Raw genomic sequence first — 17916 nt, forward strand, 5'->3', positions numbered from 1 at the left:
GAGGATTCATTTCATTTATATATGTTCAACTAAACATTTACACGATAACGGAGAGGACAGAAATAACTTGAAGAAGCGAAGCGTTCGCCTTTATCCCCGGATTTCCCCATTTTACAAAAGGATTCAAGAAATCTGGGGGTAACAGCGATCGGAAAGTTGTTCTGTCATCGCAGTGTCAGTGTAAATACTAATTAGCTGAACTTATATATATCAGTCAGATGAACAGAAAGAGGTTGGGGAAATGCAACTTAGAAGAGTAAGGATCGCGGGAACAGGGAAGTACTTGCCTGAACAGGAAGTCACCGATGAGGAACTTGATCGCCGCTTGGGCGTGCCTGCGGGCTGGGTTAGCAAAGCCACAGGTGTAGGTGTACGCCATTATGCTTCGGGTGAAGAAACCTCCTCTTTCATGGGCGCGCGGGCTGCGGAAGCTGCACTGGCGGACGCAGGATTACAATTCAGTGATATCGACTGTCTGGTGTGTACCAGTGGCACGAAGGAACAACCGTTGCCAAGTACGGCGGTATTTATCCAGCAGGCCATGGGGCAGCAAGATTCGGGCGTACCTGCTTTTGATATGGATGCAACCTGCCTGAGTTTCCTGAACGGACTCGATGTGATCTCCTATATGGTAGACGCCGGACGTTACCAGCGAGTACTGCTCGTAGCCACCGAGATTGCCTCCGCGGGACTAAATTGGTCTGATAAAGAGAGTGCGGCCCTGTTCGGAGATGGAGCGGCCGCTGTTATTATTGAGCGTTCGCCTGAAGGGTCATCCTCACAGATTGTACATGCTTCCCTTCAAACATACAGCCGAGGTGCTCGCTTCTCGGAGATTGCAGGTGGAGGTACACGGCTGCATGCTTCGAATTATAAGGCAGATCAGCCGGAACCCTACCTATTTCATATGGATGGACAGGCCATCTTCCGCATGGCTTCCAGACTTTTGCCTGGATTCATTGGTGATATGTTGCAGGCAACTGGGAATCGGATGGAGGATTTCCAATTGGTGATTCCCCATCAGGGAAGTGCCATGGCGATGAGACTGATTCGCAAGAAGCTTGGCATTGCTGAAGATCGGTTTATGGACATCACACGAAATCACGGCAATACAATTGCGGCATCGATCCCGATGGGTCTGCATGAAGCGATTAAACAACAGCGTATTCAGCGTGGAGATCGGGTGTTGATGATTGGAACAGCTGCCGGATTATCATTGGGAGGACTCATTTTTGACTACTAGATCTGGGGGAACCAGACAACGTACATCTGCTTCTCTCCGTGTGCTGCTTACAGGCGGAAGGGCTCCCGTAACGCTTGATCTGGCACGCATGCTTCATCGGGCAGGCCATCGGGTCTATGTTGCGGAGAGTGCCGTACAGCATCTGACCAGATTATCTCGTGCAGTGGAACAGTGTGCTGTGGTCCCATCGCCGCGTCATGACACACGTGCTTATCTGGCAGAGCTGGAACGGTTGGCACAGGATTGGCAGATCGACCTGTTAATTCCGATGTGTGAAGAAGTCTTCTATGTTGCCCAAGGGGCAGGCAGATTGCGTGCATATTGCCGTGTTCTGGTTACAACTCTGGAGCAGCTGCATGAGCTGCACCACAAATATGATTTTATCCAGCTCGCAGGGTCACTCGGTCTTTCGGTTCCGGATACACGTCTGATCCACAGTCGGCAGGAATGGATGGAAGCCCAGTCTGTTCTAGAAAAAGTAGGAGATTGGGTGTGGAAACCGGTGTATTCCCGCTTCGCAGCCAAAGTTCGCATGCCAACACTCATGAACGATGAGGCTAGGGCAGGGACGGATCAGGAAGGAAACGTAAGCGAAAAGAAACATCGACATTTCCGTAACGACCCTCCAGACGAAGTAGCATTATCATCTAGTTCACCTTGGGTTGCACAGGCCTACATTCCTGGTCAGATGTTATGTACATACAGCATAGCGCATGAAGGGCAACTGGTTGCACATGCCACTTACGACAGTCGCTATCGTACAGGAAGCGTGGGAGCCAGTGTTTTTTTTGAACAGGTGGAACATGAGGGTGCCCTTGCGTGGGTGAGACAATTTGCCCAGGCAACGGGTTTTAGTGGACAGATTGGGTTTGATTTTATAGAAGGTCAGGATGGGCAAGTATACGCAATTGAGTGTAATCCGAGGGCAACGAGTGGGATTCATCTGTTTCACCCCGGAGATGACTTGGTGCGTGCACTGACTGAACCGGAGACGTTGGTCAAAGTAAGAAAAATGATCACGCCCGCACGGGGCAGCAAAGCCATGCTCATGCTTCCCATGCTGGGAAGCGGGGTTCAGCAGATATTCGGCAAAGGGAAACTCCGTGCATGGATAGCTGCGTGGCGTGGAGCCAGGGATGTGGTCTATGGAGGGCAGGATATCCAGCCTGTATTTGAACAATTTGCAGTGGTGCTAGCCGCATGGCGTCTGTCAAGATCACAGAAGTTCTCGCTGACTGAAGCTTTGACTCACGACATAGAATGGAACGGTGAACAACAATGAATAGAGCACTGGTTACAGGAGCTACAGGATGTCTGGGCAGGCATCTCGCGATACGGCTTGCACAAGAGGGATGGGAAGTAACTGGCATGGGCCGACAGCCCAAAGTTGGGGCAGAACTTGAGTTGGCAGGAATCCGATTCCTGAATGGAGATATACGGGATGAGGCTTCAGTAAACGAAGCGTGTGCGGGGCAGGATATGATCTTTCACTGTGCGGCACTATCATCGCCATGGGGCAGATATCGTGACTTCTACAGCAGCAATGTAGAAGGGACACAAAACCTCATTGATGGCTGCCTGCATCATGAGGTACAACGATTCATACATGTTTCGACTCCAAGTATATATTTTAACTACAACCCGCGATATAACGTACATGAGAATGACCCGTTGCCATCCAAACCAGCCAATCATTATGCAGCCACGAAGCTTCTCGCTGAGCAGGTTGTAATGGAGGGGCATGCGAAGGGACTTCCGTCGATCATGATTCGACCGCGAGCGATCTTTGGTCCGTATGATCAGACGTTATTTCCCAGAATTGTCACAGCAAACGCAAAATCGGGCGTGCCCATGATTGGTGGTGGACAGGCGGTAATCGATCTGACATGTGTGGATAATGTGGTGGATGCCTTGTTGTTGTGCCGCGATGCCTCTGATGAAGCGCTCGGCAAAGCTTACAATATCTCCAATGGCGATCCAAGGGCGTTCAGTGAATTGGTAAGCAGTTTGTTTGGTATGTTGGATATGCCCTTGCGTCGTCGAAATATTCCTTATCGGACGGCCTATGGTGTGGCAGCGTTGCTGGAGCGAGTTCATGGCTATATTCCTGCGTTGGGTGAACCTGCGTTGACACGGTATACAGTCGGATCCTTATCCATCCCACAGACGTTGGATATTACGGATGCACGGGAGCAATTGGGATACATTCCTCGGGTGTCCATTGAAGAGGGATTGCAAAAATTTGCAGACTGGTGGAGGGCTGAATCATGCTGACAACAACTCCGGTGAAACTATATTTGGGTGCGGCGGGTTACTGTACACATCCAGAGTTTCTGACGTTGCGCGGTGGTCGGTTGAGCCCGGTGCCTTTCCCGGCAGGATTTGCCTGCATCATTCATCCCGTACATGGACCGATCCTGCTGGATACGGGATATAGTTCCCGCTTTTTCGAGGAAACGGCTCATTTGCCTAACGCAATGTATAGTCATATTACACCAGTGGTCTATCGTGAAGAGGATAGTGCCGTTCATTTTTTGGCTGGAATCGGACTGAAAGCTTCGGATATTCGGTATATCATCCTCTCGCATTTTCACGGCGATCACATCGCGGGTGTGCGGGATTTCCCTGAGGCACAATTTATCTATTTGCCAAGAGCCTATGATGCTGTGCGCTCACTCGGTCCGATTGCGGCTGTAAAAGCAGGTTTTCTTGCCGGGCTGTTGCCCGAGGATTTTATGGCCAGATCATGGCCTGTTATGTGTCAGCCTGAGCGGTGGACGAGAACGGGGAAAGAGTTCCCTTTTGATGAGGTCTACGACATCTTTGGTGATGGCAGTCTGCTGGGGGTGGATGTATCCGGTCATGCGGAAGGCATGATGGGACTCCTGTTGCGTACAGAAGAACATGACTATTTTCTCTGCGCGGACGCGGTGTGGTCGAGTCGGGCTTTTCGTGAACAGCGTAGACCGAATATTCTTGCTGGAATCATTATGTCGAATCGACAGGAATACCACCGTAACTTTGACAAGCTGGTTCAGCTGCATCAGCAGTTTCCACACATTCGGATTGTGCCGAGTCATTGTCGAGATGTACTGGACGCTTGGGGTGTAGGAGGGCCGAAACGATGAGTAATACCTTTCGTATTGTGGTTCATTATGCTCTCGCACGTGGGCTGAGAAAGTGGAAAACGCGAGAACAACTGGAGCGCTGGCAAGAACGCCGGATTATTCGGCATGTTCATCAGATTCGTAACCGATCTCCATTTTACCGGAAGTGGTGGGGGAGCTTGGACGCATCCAATTGGAGAAGCTTTCCGTTGATTGACAAATCAATCATGATGCAACATTTCGATACACTGAACACGGTGGGCATTACCAAGGACGAAGCGCTGGTTCTTGCGGGTGAAAGTGAAGAAACGCGTGACTTCAAACCTTCCATTCAAGGTGTGACGGTTGGACTGTCTTCGGGCACGTCAGGGAACCGGGGGATATTTCTGGTGAGTGATCGGGAGCAGGGTGCGTGGACGGGCACAGTGCTGGCCAAGTTGCTGCCTGGTGGACTGTGGAAACCTGCAAAGATTGCGTTTTTCCTGCGGGCCAACAGTAATCTGTATGAATCGGTGCAACGTGGCAAATTGCAGTTTGAGTACTTTGATCTGCTGGAACGTGTGGAGACCTTGGTTAAGCGGCTGGAAACCTACCAACCTACCGTGTGGGTGGCTCCTCCATCCATGCTGCGTCTGTTGGCGGATGCTTATGTGGCAGGCTATCTGACTGCTGTACCGGATAAAATCATCTCTGTTGCCGAGGTGCTGGACCCCCTGGATCGCAAGGTGTTGGAGCAGGTCTTCGGACAGACCGTTCATCAAGTCTATCAGTGTACAGAAGGGTTCCTGGGTGCGACCTGTCGTTACGGCACACTGCATTTGAATGAAGATATCGTGCATATTGAAAAAGAGTTCATTGATCCGGCCACCCGGCGGTTTGTGCCCATTATTACGGACTTCTCCAGAACATCACAGCCGATCATCCGGTATCGGTTGAATGATATTCTGACCGAGGCGGCGCTGCCATGTGCCTGTGGTTCCCCGTTTACCGCCATTGAGCGGATTGAAGGCCGCTGTGATGACACGCTTTATTTTACACAACTACATACGGGTGAGGCGGTACCAGTCTTTCCGGATTTCGTTACCCGTTCGGTCATTGCGGCTTCGCCGGATATTGAACATTATCGTGTGGTGCAGCAAGGAGACGGAACAATGGAAGTATCCCTTCGGCTTGGCGGGAGCGCAGTGATGGAGCAGGTCGAGACGGATGTACGGAGTGAGCTGATGAAGCTGGGAGAGCGTCTGGAATGCACCTTACCTGAGATCAGATTTGTTCCGTATACGTTCGAACCGGGAATCACGAAGCTGCGCAGGGTGGAGAGAAAAGATAACGGAGTGGCGGATTAAGCAGCAGGGGAAGTGCGGTATAGGTAGAACGGAAGTAAGTAATTTACCGAGGAAAGAAGGACACACCGTGACAGCTGATGAACACTTAACAGAGGACGAGCAAGGACGAATTAATACGGGTCTTGATTCAGTGAGTAAGACAAAGGAGAGAGATAACGCTCCGGTGGCCTTAATTACAGGTACCTCCAGTGGTTTTGGTATGCTCACCGCAATCACCCTTGCCAAGCAGGGGTATCGCGTTGTTGCTACAATGCGTGATCTGAGTCGAAGAGAAGAATTGGTGAAACTGGCTGAACAGGCGGGGGTAGCTAAACGTTTGCAATATGTGCAACTGGACGTGACCGATGCTGAATCGGTGCAAAAAGCTGTGGGGGCCGTACTTCTTAATAGTGGCCGAATCGACATGCTGGTGAACAATGCGGGATTTGCGGTTGGCGGGTTCATTGAGGAAGTGTCAATGGAGGATTGGCGGCGCCAGATGGAAACGAATCTGTTTGGATTAATTGCCGTGACACGTGAGGTCCTGCCTGTGATGCGTGAACAGAAGCAGGGGCTGATTATTAACTTGTCCAGTGTAAGTGGGTTATCCGGTTTTCCAGGGTATGCACCTTATGCTGCCTCCAAATTCGCTGTGGAGGGATTCACGGAAAGCCTGCGGCATGAGATGTCTTCGTTTGGCGTTCGGGTGGTTTTGGTTGAACCAGGTGCTTATCGCACGCCGATCTGGAATAAAGGTTTGGGTGAGATTCATCGGAGCGAGAACTCCCCGTATAAGCATAAGCTGGATGCGGTTCTTCGTTATTCCCAACATGCGAGCGAGACGGCACCTGATCCACAGGAAGTGGCAGATCTGATTGGCCGAATTGCACGGATGCGTGCACCAAGACTTCGATATGCTTTGGGAAAAGGTTCGCGTGTGCTCATCATAGGCAAAGCCGTGCTACCCTGGAAGTGGCTGGAGTGGATCATTGCCCGTGGATTAAAATAGAGATAAAGTACGATTCACGATTGCAGAATTTCCGAAAGGGAGGGATTAACCATCTTCGAATTCATCGTTATTATTTTACTTCTTGCGATTGTGGTTCTGCTCTTTCGAATCAACAGCAAGCTGCCGGAACGTGATTGGGTGAAGGAAGCGATGGAACGGGATCGGAATCAGAAACTTAATCAGGATGCTCCAAATTAAAAAAGCGGAGGTTACCAATGAAAATTGCATTCGTTTTGTTTGATGGACTGACTTTCCTTGATTTTGCAGGGTTTTATGATGTGATCAATCGGTTGAATTTCTTTGAACCAACCAAAGGAACGACGTGGGAAACCTGTGCCATGACAGATCAGGTCACGGATGAGTCAGGTTTAACGATGAAGGTGGATCGAGTGAAGCCTGACCTGTCGGAATATGATCTCGTGTTCATCCCCGGGGGCATGGGAACGCGCAAGCTTCGATATGACGAGGCATTTGTAGGTTGGCTGAGACAGGCTGCGTCTGTACCTTTGAAGGTTTCGGTGTGCACAGGATCTCTGCTGCTGGGTGCAGCTGGTTTTTTATCCGGCAAAAAAGCAACAACACATCCCTATGCATATGATTTACTTCAGCCGTATGTCGATGAGGTGATTCAGAAGCGGATTGTAAAAGATGGAAATGTCATTACGGCCGGTGGAGTAGCCACGTCCATTGATCTGGGGATTTATGTTGTTGGGTTGCTTGCAGGACAGGAAGCGGCAGCGAATGTAAAAATTCAGATCGATTATCCTTATGAAATGCAGGGAGTGGTCGAAGAATGAACGAAGATCGAAAGCAAGAGACCTATATCATTCGTAATATTCAGCGGGATGAAGCAGACATCTACTGGCCTTTGCGACTGGAAGCACTGAAAACACATCCTGAAGCCTTCGGGGCTTCGTTTGAATTGTCCATTCAGATCCCCATGAATGAAGTACAGGAACGTATACATAATGAACACGATGATTATATTCTGGGGGCATACACAGCAGAAGGAACACTGGCGGGAATGATGGGTTTCAAAAGGGAACACGGCCTGAAACTCAGGCACAAAGGCATGATCTGGGGCGTCTATGTTGCTCCGCCATATCGGGGAAGTGGGCTGGCTTCGCGTTTGCTCCGCGAGGTGCTGGATCGGGGAAGACATCTGGAGGGTATCAAGCAGATTAATCTGAGTGTAGTGACAACAAATGAATCAGCCCGACGTTTATATGAGCGATATGGATTTGAAGTTTATGGCATCGAGCGCAACGCATTGGAAGTCAACGGTCAGGGATATGATGAGGCGCATATGAATTACTTTTATACGGAGCATTCAACATTGAATGAAGATATCACAGCAGGAGGGGCCCTATGACAGATCAGGTTGAACTTGAGATCAATGGTGTTTCCTTTGTCTTAAAAGAAGCCCACTCTTTCGATTGGTTACGGCCCATGGGTACGGTATTTCGCGTATTTGATCAGCAGGATTCAGGGAATCTCTCCTTCGGTATTGTACAAAAGGATGGAAAGCGATTGTTCGTAAAGTATGCGGGAGCACATACAATTCATGCGAATCATACGGGAAATCCCCCGGAAGCCATTCGTAATCTGAAATCATCTGTTTCCGTTTATGAGGATCTGGCGCATGACACGTTGATTCGACTAACGGATCATTTTGCAACGGATGAGGGTTATGCCTGTGTATTCGATTGGGTGGATGGGGAGTGTCTGCACTCCCAGTGGTATTTTCCGCCTCCTGCCAAGTATGAAGATCCACGTTCGCCCTACTATCGGTTCAGACAGCTTCCAGTGGAGACGCGCATTCGGGCGATGGAACAGATTCTGGATTTTCATATCGAGGTGGAACGAAGAGGTTATGTGGCTGTAGATCTGTATGATGGCAGTCTGATCTATGATTTTGACAGAAACTTTATGAAAATTTGTGATATCGACTTGTATCGGAAGGGCTCTTTCACCAATACCATGGGGCGCATGTGGGGATCTTCCCGCTTTATGTCTCCCGAAGAGTTTGAGCTAGGCGCGCCCATAGATGCGGTTACCAATGTATTCAACATGGGGGCAATAGCGTTTGGTTTGCTTGGCGGGGAGAAAGATCGTTCCTATGCCAGATGGGATGCCGGAGAAGCGTTGTATCAGGTTGTGATGCGTGCAGTGAGCGCCGATCGGTCCGAGCGGTATGCAACGATTGCGGAACTCGGTGAGGCTTGGAAACAAGCTGCGATTAAAGGTCAATGAGTGAGTGGTGGAATTTTCGCAAATATGCAAAATCCATTCGTATGTGCGTGTGAAATCCCGTATAATGGAAATTATTAAGGGGGTGCAGATGATGTGCAGATATGCCATGTCAGGACCATATAAAGACATCTATGCATGTTTCATTTGTCGCAAATCATTTAAACAAGTCTCCAGACATGACCTGAGCCCTGAGGTGGTGGCACAACTTGAATATAAATGCCCGCAATGTGCCACGTCTATGGTTAGCATGGGACACGATTTCCAAGCGCCCAAGAAAAATGATACCAAACAATGGACCAAAGTGATGAGGCTGTACCGTCATGGTTATACCTATCATAATTGCGGGTGCGGGGCTGGATATCGCCCGGCTGATTTACGTGAATTATCCGATTTTCTGGAGCAGCAGGAAGCGGGTAAAGGCAGTGAAGGCAAACGATTATTGCAAAGGTTAACTTCATAGTCATGGTCCCGAAATCAAACCTGTCGTCTATGGAAATGTTGAAAATACAGGTGAGTACTTTATATACGATCAACGAGCAGCAGCGTCTATTAAGCATCAACGAGCCAGGTGGTGGGCAAGCTCCAGCCATTTTTATCGGCATGACTTCTGCTGGTTCACTGATCTATTACCATGAGCAGTTACCGCCTAATCTAATGAATGAGTTGGGTAAGGATTGCGAGCTTCCGTTGGATATTCCGAAACTGATTCGCAAGGTGGAAACCTATGAGCTCGTTAACCGTGTGTGGATGGGACCCGCCTATGCTTTTCCTGAGTTATCTCACGAGTGGAATCAGAAGGTGCAGTTGATTGGTCAGGAGCAGCGTTATATGCTGGCAGAGCATTTCCCGGAATTAACGGATCACTTGCATGAAAAAAGCCCTGTTGCCGCTTATGTTATTGGGGATTCTGCTGTGGCAGTGTGCTGCTCCGCAAGGCTCTCCGATCATGGGGCGGAAGCGAGTCTGTATACGGCACCGGGTTATAGAGGACATGGATATGCAGCGGAGACGGTAAAGTGCTGGCAGTATTATGTCAAGGAGCGTGGACACGTGCCAATCTATAGTACATCTTGGGATAATCTCGCTTCACAGCAAGTTGCCCGTAAACTCGGATTAATTCAGTTCGGTGTGGATTTCAGTATCACAACTGTGGATTTGAGGAAGGACTGTGACGTCAGATGATCCGCACTTTCGTACAAAAAGATCTGCAGTATGTCATTGAAGCGCATATCCGAATCTATCGAAACGAGTATAATTATGATCATAGCTTTGCTGAATTTATTACCCATGCGGTGAATTCGTTTGGACTGACGGGTAATCACTTGAGGGAGATGTTGTGGATCGTTGAGTTGAATCAGTCAGCTTCCGGCTCCATAGGTATTACTCAGGTGAATGAAAATACGGCTCAACTGCGCTGGTTTCTGATCGAACCGGAAGCACGTGGTGCAGGATGGGGCGGGAAGCTTCTCGAACAGGCAGTTCTTTTTGCAAAAGAAAAAGGCTACACATCCGTGATCCTGTGGACCAATGAGTCTTTGATTGGCGCGCGTAGATTATATCAATCTGTGGGCTTTGAAGTGAAGGAAGTCCGCAAGCAGATGTTGTCAGGTCAGGAGCTTACCGAAGAACAATGGGAACTTGTTCTGTAGTTGGCCGAGGGCTTGAGTATGAAAGTCGAATCTGTTGCGTTAACTCGTTGTTGAAAGGAGTGGTACAGTGAATCGGAGAAGACTGATTCTGGGTTTGTTATCCGTATGCACAGCATTGACGGTAGTAGCATGTTCGACTCTGACAGAAGACCAAGCATTATCAGCAACCATTGAAAGCAACCTGCAGCAGATGGTTAGCGACCCTGTCCTCCTGACCAGCAGCAATCCCAATGATTATATTACTGGCAACCGGGAGGCTTACGAGGACATCCTGAATACGGGCGAGGCGGGACTGCTTCTCCTATTACAGCAACTCGAATCCAGTCCGGATAACGGTCTCAAGGAATGGATCATGGCTCAGGCCAGTACTGAACTGCTTGGAGAGCATAACCCCGTAGAGGCGTGGCATAGTGGCAAGGACTGGCTCAGACAGTATAAAATGAACATAGAATAATGGCTCATCTTCTCTATAGTACCTGACTTAGCGGAAGTAATGGAGGGGGCTGAATCGATTCTGAAGAAGCGATAGCGTTCGCTTTTGTCTCCGAATTTATACAATCTATAAGGTTATTCAAGAAAATTTGGAGACAACAGCGATCAGAAGAACGATCCGTAACCGGAATGGTTCCCGCAAGCCGTCAAGCACTGTAGTATCTGACGAGCCGGAAGTACAAACCTCACCTCCAGTCAGCATGAGCAGCATTGAGAGGTTCTTGGAACCCGAAAGAATACATTATAGAGGTGAAATCCTTGAATAAGAAAATTGCTTTTTTTGATTCAGGTATCGGTGGTTTAACCGTTTTGCATAAGGCATTACAACAGTTTCCGGAAGAAAAATTCCTGTATTACGCAGATACTTTACATGTCCCGTATGGAACCAAGTCTGCGGATGAGGTTAGAGGACATATTTTTGATTGTGTGGAAGCGATCGTTCAGGAGGATGTCCAGGCAATCGTGATTGCTTGTAATACAGCAACAAGTCTGACTGTTAAGGATCTGCGCGCCAAATACGATATCCCGATCATTGGCATGGAGCCTGCGGTGAAACCAGCCGTGGAGATGAATCGTGATAGTGGGAAGAGAGTGCTTGTATTTGCCACGGCCCTCACCTTGAGCCAAACCAAGTATAACGAACTGGTATCGCGTGTTGATGATCACCACAGTGTGGATTCCATTGCGCTGCCGGAACTTGTGGAGTGGTGTGAACAGCTGGATTTTGATCCGGGTAAAATCGCTGATTATTTCCGGTTCAAGCTGGCAGATCTCGATCTTCATATGTATGGCACAGTGGTGCTTGGTTGCACGCATTATCCATACTATACGTCCATTCTGCGCACGGTTCTGCCAGATCATATACAGATTATTGATGGCAGTACAGGCACGGTAAACCATCTGAAGCAGCGGCTTGGACTGGTGGCTCAGCATGGAGACAGAACAGGGGAACAGGTCACTTTCCTCAGTTCATCAGGCCGACCGGAAGAGCAGGAGAAGATGCACAGTGCACTCCAATATCTTAAGAAGAACTCCATGTAGGTTACACCATAGGAGGTGATAGCTATGAAGTCCATTTATCTTATCCGTCATGCCAAGGCCACAGGGCAGGAACCCCATGCAGAGCTTACAAATGAAGGGATTAGGCAGGCCGAAAAACTTGCAGATATCCTGGCTCATCATTCCATAACGTATATTGTCTCCAGTCCATGGAAAAGGGCTGTTCAGACCGCTATGCCACTAGGCATAGCAACGCTGCAACATATACATACCGATGAACGTCTCCAGGAGAGGATACTTAGCTCTCTTGATCTGCCTAACTGGATGGATGTGCTGAAACGTACATACGATGATGTGGATTGGGTGGAAGAAGGCGGGGAATCTTCGAGAAACGCGGCTGCAAGAGGGCTGGCACTCCTGGAAGAGTTGTGGAGCAGACCGGAACAGCACGGGGCCGTGGTTACACATGGGAACTTGTTATCACTGCTTATTCGTGAGTATGAACCATCCTTTGGTTATGAAGAGTGGACCAAACTGTCTAACCCGGATGTGTATGTGCTGGAGAGACAACGACCAAATGAAGGGCAGTCCACTATTCGAAGAATTTGGACAGATTAAACAGTAAAAGAGTGCTCCAGCGATATTATATCAGCCAGAACACTCTTTTCGTTTATCCTCGGGGCATGTTTACAATGCGGCAATCATGATCATAACCCATCCAGCCAAAAATGCGACTCCGCCAAGTGGGGTAATGGCTCCCAATTTGCGAACACCCGATACACTTAAAGTGTACAGGCTGCCGGAGAACAGGATGATCCCGGCGAACATCAACCACCCGGCAAGCATGACGAGTGAAGAGGATTCAAGACGATCTGCCAGCAGTCCGATCAGGATGATGCCAAGTCCATGGATGAGGTGATATTGAACACCGGTTTCATAGTTTTTAATCATGTCAGCGGATAGTTTGCGCTTGAGCGCGTGTGCACCAAAAGCACCCAATGCAACAGCCAGGAACATCATAATACTGCCGAGTATAATCAGGGTTTGCAATGTGTTTTTCTCTCCTTTTAAGGGTAATTAGATATAACATCAAAGTGTACTGTACGAGTGTTGTCTACAGTTTACGCAATTGAATCTGCCCAATGGAGTGGTCGGCTTCCTTTTTCAGAATCAGTCTGGCACGTCCTTTGGTTGGCAAAATGTTTTCATGCAGGTTTTTGGCATTGATATCTTGCCAGATCTGGTTGGCCGTACGCACGGTTTCTTCTTCATCGATATTGGCAAATCGTTGATGGAAAAAGGAATCCGTGTTCTGGAACGCTGTATTGCGGAGCAGCTTGAAACGCTCAACGTACCAATGTCGTATATGCTCTTCTTCCGCATCAATGTAGATGGAAAAATCGAAGAAATCACTAACCAGCAAAGGCGTTTCCTTTTTGATCTGGAGCACATTGATACCTTCAATAATGAGAATATCCGGTTGACAGATCTGCTTCTCTTCCCCTTGAATGACATCGTAGGCGAGGTGAGAATAGACCGGTGCTTTCACTTCGGGCTTGCCAGATTTCACATCACCCATGAACTGAATCAGGGATTTGATATCATAGCTTTCCGGGAATCCCTTGCGGTTCATGATGCCCTTCTCTTGCAGCACGGCATTGGGATATAAGAAACCGTCGGTTGTGACAAGGTCAACCTTTGGGCTATTCTTACCTCTGGCGAGCAGTGCCTGTAGCAAGCGGGCCGCTGTACTTTTGCCCACGGCAACACTTCCCCCGATTCCAATGATGTAGGGGGTGGGGAGGGCTTCTTTTTTCATAAAGGAGGCCGTCAGTTGATTCAGCTCTCGTGAAACTCTTGCATATAGGTCAATAAAGTGGGTCAGAGGCAAATATATATCTTCGACTTCTTGAATCGATACCTCTTCATTCAATCCCTTTAACTGTTCTAATTCGGCTTCCGTCAGTGGAAGAGTGGTCTGATGTTCTTTAAGTTCAGCCCATTCCTTGCGGTTAAACTCGATGTAAGGAGAGTATAAATTCATGAGATCCCGCTTTCTGTATGTAATATAATTGTGGACACAACCTTTAGTGTATCAAATTTCAGGAAACTGACAACACCTTTACATTGTGCCTTTCATAATGCCTTTCGTCAAAATGGAGCGAAAAACAACTTACTAGGAAAGTTTAACCCAATTTATGTTAAAGTCAACGTATACCATGCGGAAGGGTGACAGCAAATGATCGTATATGAGAGAGAGCATGATTTTGTTTTGACCGCACAGCATGAGCATGGATTAGTAGCCGGAGAAATGGCTTCCCACTGGAAAAATGAATTATTAGCCGATGCTGTGCATCGGGATGAATTGATTCTAGCGGCCAAGGAACATGACCGTGGTTGGATTGAACTGGATTCATCTCCGTTCTGGAATGATTACAGTCAATCGCCGTATTCGTTTCGTGACTTTCCATTGCGTCCGCGTTTTGTATTCTACCATAAAGGGATTGAAGAAGTTCGTCAGAAAAACCTTTACGCCGGATTATTGTGTAGCTTGATGTATACGGAACTGTTTCAGAAAAATCTGGGGGCCAATGCTCAGGATGATGATGAAATCCGAGATTATCTGCAGCAAGAACACGAACGTCAGTTGAGTTGGGAGAAACAGCTTGGTGGCGATGCTGAAGCACTGAAACAGAGGCTGCAAAGTGATGTGGAGATCATGCTTTTCTGTGATCAGCTCAGTTTGTTTCTCTGTATGGAGGAACCTGGAACACCTGCTGCGCGTTATGATTTTTTTGCAGAAGGGCTCAGTTGTACGTTTGATGCCTGTTCCAGACAACCGATTCAGGCAGAGTGGTTATCCAATGAAAAAGTAGGCCTGTCGTTTTTCCCGTTTGATGAGGACTTTACGGTCGTTTTGCCTTATAAATCGGTGCCAAAGGCAAGTATCCGCAAATTTGGTATGCAACAGGCTTATCGCCGGGCTGAATGGAAGGAACGCCGGGTGTTGATTACGGAATTGAACTGAGAACTGGAAACTCCAGGCTTGAGGAAAGAGCAGCATAGAATATCACAAAGCAGGCGGGCTTCTGATGTACAGGTGTACAGGGCGTCCGTCTTTCGTATGCATATATATCATCATAGACTATACTGTGAGACTGGTGAAAACAGCAATGAATCAGAGTGGGAATAAAGAAGGAAAACATAGGTTATTCCCAGAAATGTTAGTGTACAACAGAGAAGCACACGTTAGCAGGAGGACGAATATGGATACTAGAATAGAGATATTAACGATGTGTATGGTATGGGACAAAATGAATGATCAGGTGTTGCTAATGAATCGGCCGGATCGCAAAGGATTTCCGGGATACATCGCTCCTGGGGGGAAGGTAGACTTTCCGGAGAGTATCGTGGATGGTGCCGTGCGGGAGGTTCTGGAGGAGACGGGGCTAGCGGTCAATGAGATTACGTATAAAGGGCTTGATGAGTTCTGTGATCCCGAACAAGGATTGCGGTACATGGTATTTAACTATTTGGCGACTTCATTCGAGGGTCAGTTATTGCAAGATCCGCCCGAAGGCGAACTGTTATGGGTGCCTATGAAGCGGGTTTTTGAGTTGCCTATGCAGGATTGGTTTGCTGAACGTCTCCCGCGTTTTTTCCAAAAAGGCACTTTTGAGCGGAGTGTGATCTGGGAGAAGTCATCCGGACGTACACTTCAAGAGACATTTATGGTGTATAGCGATTCGATACTTGAACAGAGTGGGATCCGATAAGTTAAACCGTCAGAAGGAGGAAAAATCATGGGATACCAGCATGCCCTGCAAAGCTACATTGCGGCGACAAATACACATCAGTTTGATGAAGTCAGTAAATGGTTATCGCCACAAGCCGTATATTGGTTTACGGGAACGTCCTGTACTACCCCTAACGAATTCGGGCTTATTTTGAGAACGCTTGGGAGACAGTCAAGGAAGAAGTGTATCGTGCTGAAGATGTTAAGTGGATTACAACTAGCAAAGAGCAGGCCGTTTGTATTTATACCTACCAATGGAAGGGGATTTATCAGGGAGAGCCGGCTTATGGCAAGGGGCGGGCCACGAATGTATTTGTTGCTGGGCTTGATGGGGAATGGAAATTAATTCATGAGCATTTTAAGTTTGGGTTAGGATAAAAATAATGCCTCATAATGTATCATCCATATCTATATATTTATATCCAGATATTATGATATAATGAAGTTTACTATTTTTATAGGAGATGACTAGTCTGTGGGTATCGTATTTCGTGATACGTTAGAAAGTATAGCTCTTGAACAACTAGGTGGGAATTTCTTTGATGGTTGGCCAAACCCGCCGTCTACGCCAACATTTCTGAAGCTGCTGGAACAATCCTATGCTATTGAACTGGCTGTTGATGAAGATACCGGAAATGTGGTTGGATTCGTACAAGCAATCTCTGATGGTGTTCTCAGTGCTTATATCCCCTTACTGGAAGTAGTGCCAGAGTATAAGGGGCGTGGAATAGGTACGGCTCTTGTTCAGCGTATGTTCGAACGTCTTCGTAATCTTTATATGATCGATCTCTTGTGTGACCCAGAGCTTCAGGCATTTTATGAGAAACAGGGCATGGCCAATGCATCTGGAATGATCATTCGACATTATCAAAATCAATCAGGAGCAGTGTGTGTTTATTAGATTGAGAAAACTAGTTTGTTGAAATGAAGAATGATATATTTGTGGATTTGCCATACATAGGCTTCTGCAAACAGGACGTAAATGAATATTGTACGATGAAAAGGTGGAGATTGGCATGAAATTGTCGTTCCGGATTTTGGACTGGGAAGAAGAGAGACCCTACGAACTTTTATTGATGGCTGATCCTTCAAAAGCAATTGTGGATGAGTACCTGAGTCGGGGTGTTTGTTTTATTGCCGAGTATGAAGGAGAGATGGTTGGGGAGTTCGTATTGTTGAAGACTCGTCCAGAGACTGCGGAGATTGTTAATATTGCCGTACAGGAAGAACTGCAGGGACAAGGTGTAGGCAAACACATGATTAAGGAAGCGATGGAAGCTGCACGTAGATTGGGCTGCCGGATTCTCGAAATTGGGACGGGCAACTCCAGCTTTCATCAATTGAAGTTATACCAACGTTGCGGTTTCCGCATTATCGGGGTTGATCGTGACTTCTTTGTGAGGCATTATGAGGAAGAGATTATAGAGGATGGTATCCGCTGTGTGGATATGATCCGTATGGCCATAGATCTGGATGCTATTACAGAGGATGAAGATAAATAGGAAGTATTTGCTGAGATTAAATTTGCTATATCCAAAGAAGCTGCTCGGATAATTTATGTCTGGGCGAGCTTTTTTCAGTTAATCTCCTGAAGAAAACCCCAATTATTTGTTGAATGTGACGTCAAATGGTTAATGTTTAACTTGACGTTTGTTTTTGAACATAATGGACCACAATTCAATTAAGGAGGTAAAATGGGAGATCGTATGCCTATTTTGTTGTAATTAAGTGTTCGTTGTTCTATCCAAATTGACCGATTTATTCGATTCATCTAATTTATGCATCAATTGAACTAAAAATAGGAAATGCTCCTGAGCGTAAAAGTTTATAGAATAGATATTAGAACATGGACTTCACTTGAAGAAGAGGAGAAAGTGTAACCTTCGAACGGATCAGGACAGTATTCGACATCTGTGCGACGGTATATACAATCATTGTTTTACTTTGATTTTGAAAACGCAGACAAACCTTGACGGGAGCGTCGGACTAACGTTACTACCACCAACAGCACGATTATTGGACTTCATGAAAAATTTAGCTTAA

General features: G+C 47.4%; 21 protein-coding genes and 1 pseudogene. 20 read left to right on the plus strand and 2 right to left on the minus strand.

All coding sequences use genetic code 11. From position 1 onward, the window contains the following. The first annotated feature begins 241 nt into the window (after positions 1-241). The 15 genes from V6669_RS08455 to V6669_RS08525 all read left to right on the plus strand — a co-directional run bounded on the left by V6669_RS08455 (position 242) and on the right by V6669_RS08525 (position 12695). Positions 242-1243, plus strand: coding sequence for a beta-ketoacyl-ACP synthase III (locus V6669_RS08455; RefSeq protein ID WP_338592787.1), 1002 nt, complete (start codon positions 242-244; stop codon positions 1241-1243). After that, entirely contained in the window at positions 1233-2525 is a 1293-nt protein-coding gene (locus tag V6669_RS08460; protein WP_338592790.1) for an ATP-grasp domain-containing protein, read from the plus strand. Before V6669_RS08455 ends, V6669_RS08460 begins: the two co-directional genes overlap by 11 nt. Next, on the plus strand, positions 2522-3517 hold the full coding sequence (locus V6669_RS08465; RefSeq protein WP_338592793.1) for an NAD-dependent epimerase/dehydratase family protein: 996 nt from the start codon (positions 2522-2524) through the stop codon (positions 3515-3517). The genes V6669_RS08460 and V6669_RS08465 overlap by 4 nt, the downstream gene beginning before the upstream one ends. Next, positions 3511-4371 carry an MBL fold metallo-hydrolase gene (locus tag V6669_RS08470; protein WP_338592796.1) on the plus strand — a complete coding sequence of 287 codons (861 nt, stop codon included), beginning with the start codon at positions 3511-3513 and terminating at the stop codon, positions 4369-4371. The genes V6669_RS08465 and V6669_RS08470 overlap by 7 nt, the downstream gene beginning before the upstream one ends. Continuing rightward, on the plus strand, positions 4368-5696 hold the full coding sequence (locus V6669_RS08475) for a F390 synthetase-related protein (protein WP_338592799.1): 1329 nt from the start codon (positions 4368-4370) through the stop codon (positions 5694-5696). Before V6669_RS08470 ends, V6669_RS08475 begins: the two co-directional genes overlap by 4 nt. Positions 5697-5763: 67 nt before the next feature. After that, positions 5764-6684 carry an SDR family oxidoreductase gene (locus V6669_RS08480; RefSeq protein WP_338592801.1) on the plus strand — a complete coding sequence of 307 codons (921 nt, stop codon included), beginning with the start codon at positions 5764-5766 and terminating at the stop codon, positions 6682-6684. A gap of 215 nt (positions 6685-6899) precedes the next feature. Continuing rightward, entirely contained in the window at positions 6900-7481 is a 582-nt protein-coding gene (locus V6669_RS08485; protein WP_338592804.1) for a DJ-1/PfpI family protein, read from the plus strand. Next, positions 7478-8056 carry a GNAT family N-acetyltransferase gene (locus V6669_RS08490; RefSeq protein WP_338592806.1) on the plus strand — a complete coding sequence of 193 codons (579 nt, stop codon included), beginning with the start codon at positions 7478-7480 and terminating at the stop codon, positions 8054-8056. The genes V6669_RS08485 and V6669_RS08490 overlap by 4 nt, the downstream gene beginning before the upstream one ends. Then, entirely contained in the window at positions 8053-8937 is an 885-nt protein-coding gene (locus tag V6669_RS08495; protein WP_338592809.1) for a serine/threonine protein kinase, read from the plus strand. Before V6669_RS08490 ends, V6669_RS08495 begins: the two co-directional genes overlap by 4 nt. 88 nt (positions 8938-9025) lie before the next feature. Next, complete coding sequence (locus V6669_RS08500) at positions 9026-9397, plus strand: hypothetical protein (protein ID WP_338592811.1); 372 nt, start codon at positions 9026-9028, stop codon at positions 9395-9397. Between the two features lie 2 nt (positions 9398-9399). After that, the gene (locus tag V6669_RS08505; protein ID WP_338592813.1) at positions 9400-10119 is read left to right on the plus strand and encodes a GNAT family N-acetyltransferase; all 720 of its coding nucleotides are present in this window, start codon (positions 9400-9402) and stop codon (positions 10117-10119) included. Further along, entirely contained in the window at positions 10116-10586 is a 471-nt protein-coding gene (locus V6669_RS08510) for a GNAT family N-acetyltransferase (RefSeq protein WP_338592815.1), read from the plus strand. The genes V6669_RS08505 and V6669_RS08510 overlap by 4 nt, the downstream gene beginning before the upstream one ends. Positions 10587-10653: 67 nt before the next feature. Continuing rightward, a complete protein-coding gene (locus tag V6669_RS08515; protein ID WP_338592817.1) occupies positions 10654-11040 on the plus strand; it encodes a hypothetical protein in 387 nt (128 codons plus the stop codon). A 296-nt stretch (positions 11041-11336) separates the two neighbouring features. Further along, a complete protein-coding gene (gene murI, locus V6669_RS08520; RefSeq protein WP_338592819.1) occupies positions 11337-12119 on the plus strand; it encodes a glutamate racemase in 783 nt (260 codons plus the stop codon). Positions 12120-12143: 24 nt separating this feature from the next. After that, positions 12144-12695 carry a histidine phosphatase family protein gene (locus tag V6669_RS08525; protein WP_338592821.1) on the plus strand — a complete coding sequence of 184 codons (552 nt, stop codon included), beginning with the start codon at positions 12144-12146 and terminating at the stop codon, positions 12693-12695. Positions 12696-12764: 69 nt separating this feature from the next. Here the strand turns inward: V6669_RS08525 and V6669_RS08530 are convergent, their stop codons facing one another. Continuing rightward, complete coding sequence (locus tag V6669_RS08530; protein ID WP_338592824.1) at positions 12765-13127, minus strand: DUF423 domain-containing protein; 363 nt, start codon at positions 13125-13127, stop codon at positions 12765-12767. A 64-nt stretch (positions 13128-13191) separates the two neighbouring features. Beyond that, the gene (gene coaA / locus V6669_RS08535; RefSeq protein WP_036610217.1) at positions 13192-14121 is read right to left on the minus strand and encodes a type I pantothenate kinase; all 930 of its coding nucleotides are present in this window, start codon (positions 14119-14121) and stop codon (positions 13192-13194) included. A gap of 195 nt (positions 14122-14316) precedes the next feature. Here coaA and V6669_RS08540 point away from each other — a divergent pair, with 195 nt between their 5' ends. The 5 genes and pseudogenes from V6669_RS08540 (at position 14317) to V6669_RS08560 (ending at position 17375) form a co-directional block, all read left to right on the plus strand. Further along, positions 14317-15105: a DUF3891 family protein gene (locus tag V6669_RS08540; protein ID WP_338592827.1), complete on the plus strand. Its 789-nt coding sequence runs from the start codon at positions 14317-14319 to the stop codon at positions 15103-15105. Positions 15106-15343: 238 nt separating this feature from the next. Beyond that, positions 15344-15853, plus strand: a complete 510-nt coding sequence (locus V6669_RS08545) for an 8-oxo-dGTP diphosphatase (RefSeq protein ID WP_338592829.1) — start codon at positions 15344-15346, stop codon at positions 15851-15853. A 27-nt stretch (positions 15854-15880) separates the two neighbouring features. After that, a pseudogene (locus tag V6669_RS08550) lies at positions 15881-16251 on the plus strand (nuclear transport factor 2 family protein). Positions 16252-16348: 97 nt separating this feature from the next. After that, positions 16349-16774, plus strand: coding sequence for a GNAT family N-acetyltransferase (locus tag V6669_RS08555; protein WP_338592832.1), 426 nt, complete (start codon positions 16349-16351; stop codon positions 16772-16774). Between the two features lie 115 nt (positions 16775-16889). Further along, positions 16890-17375 (plus strand): GNAT family N-acetyltransferase, encoded by a 486-nt coding sequence (locus tag V6669_RS08560; RefSeq protein WP_338592835.1) that lies wholly within the window; start codon positions 16890-16892, stop codon positions 17373-17375. Positions 17376-17916: the final 541 nt, after the last annotated feature.

The organism is Paenibacillus sp. Y5S-9 (assembly GCF_036894235.1).
Taxonomy (GTDB): Bacteria; Bacillota; Bacilli; order Paenibacillales; family Paenibacillaceae; genus Paenibacillus.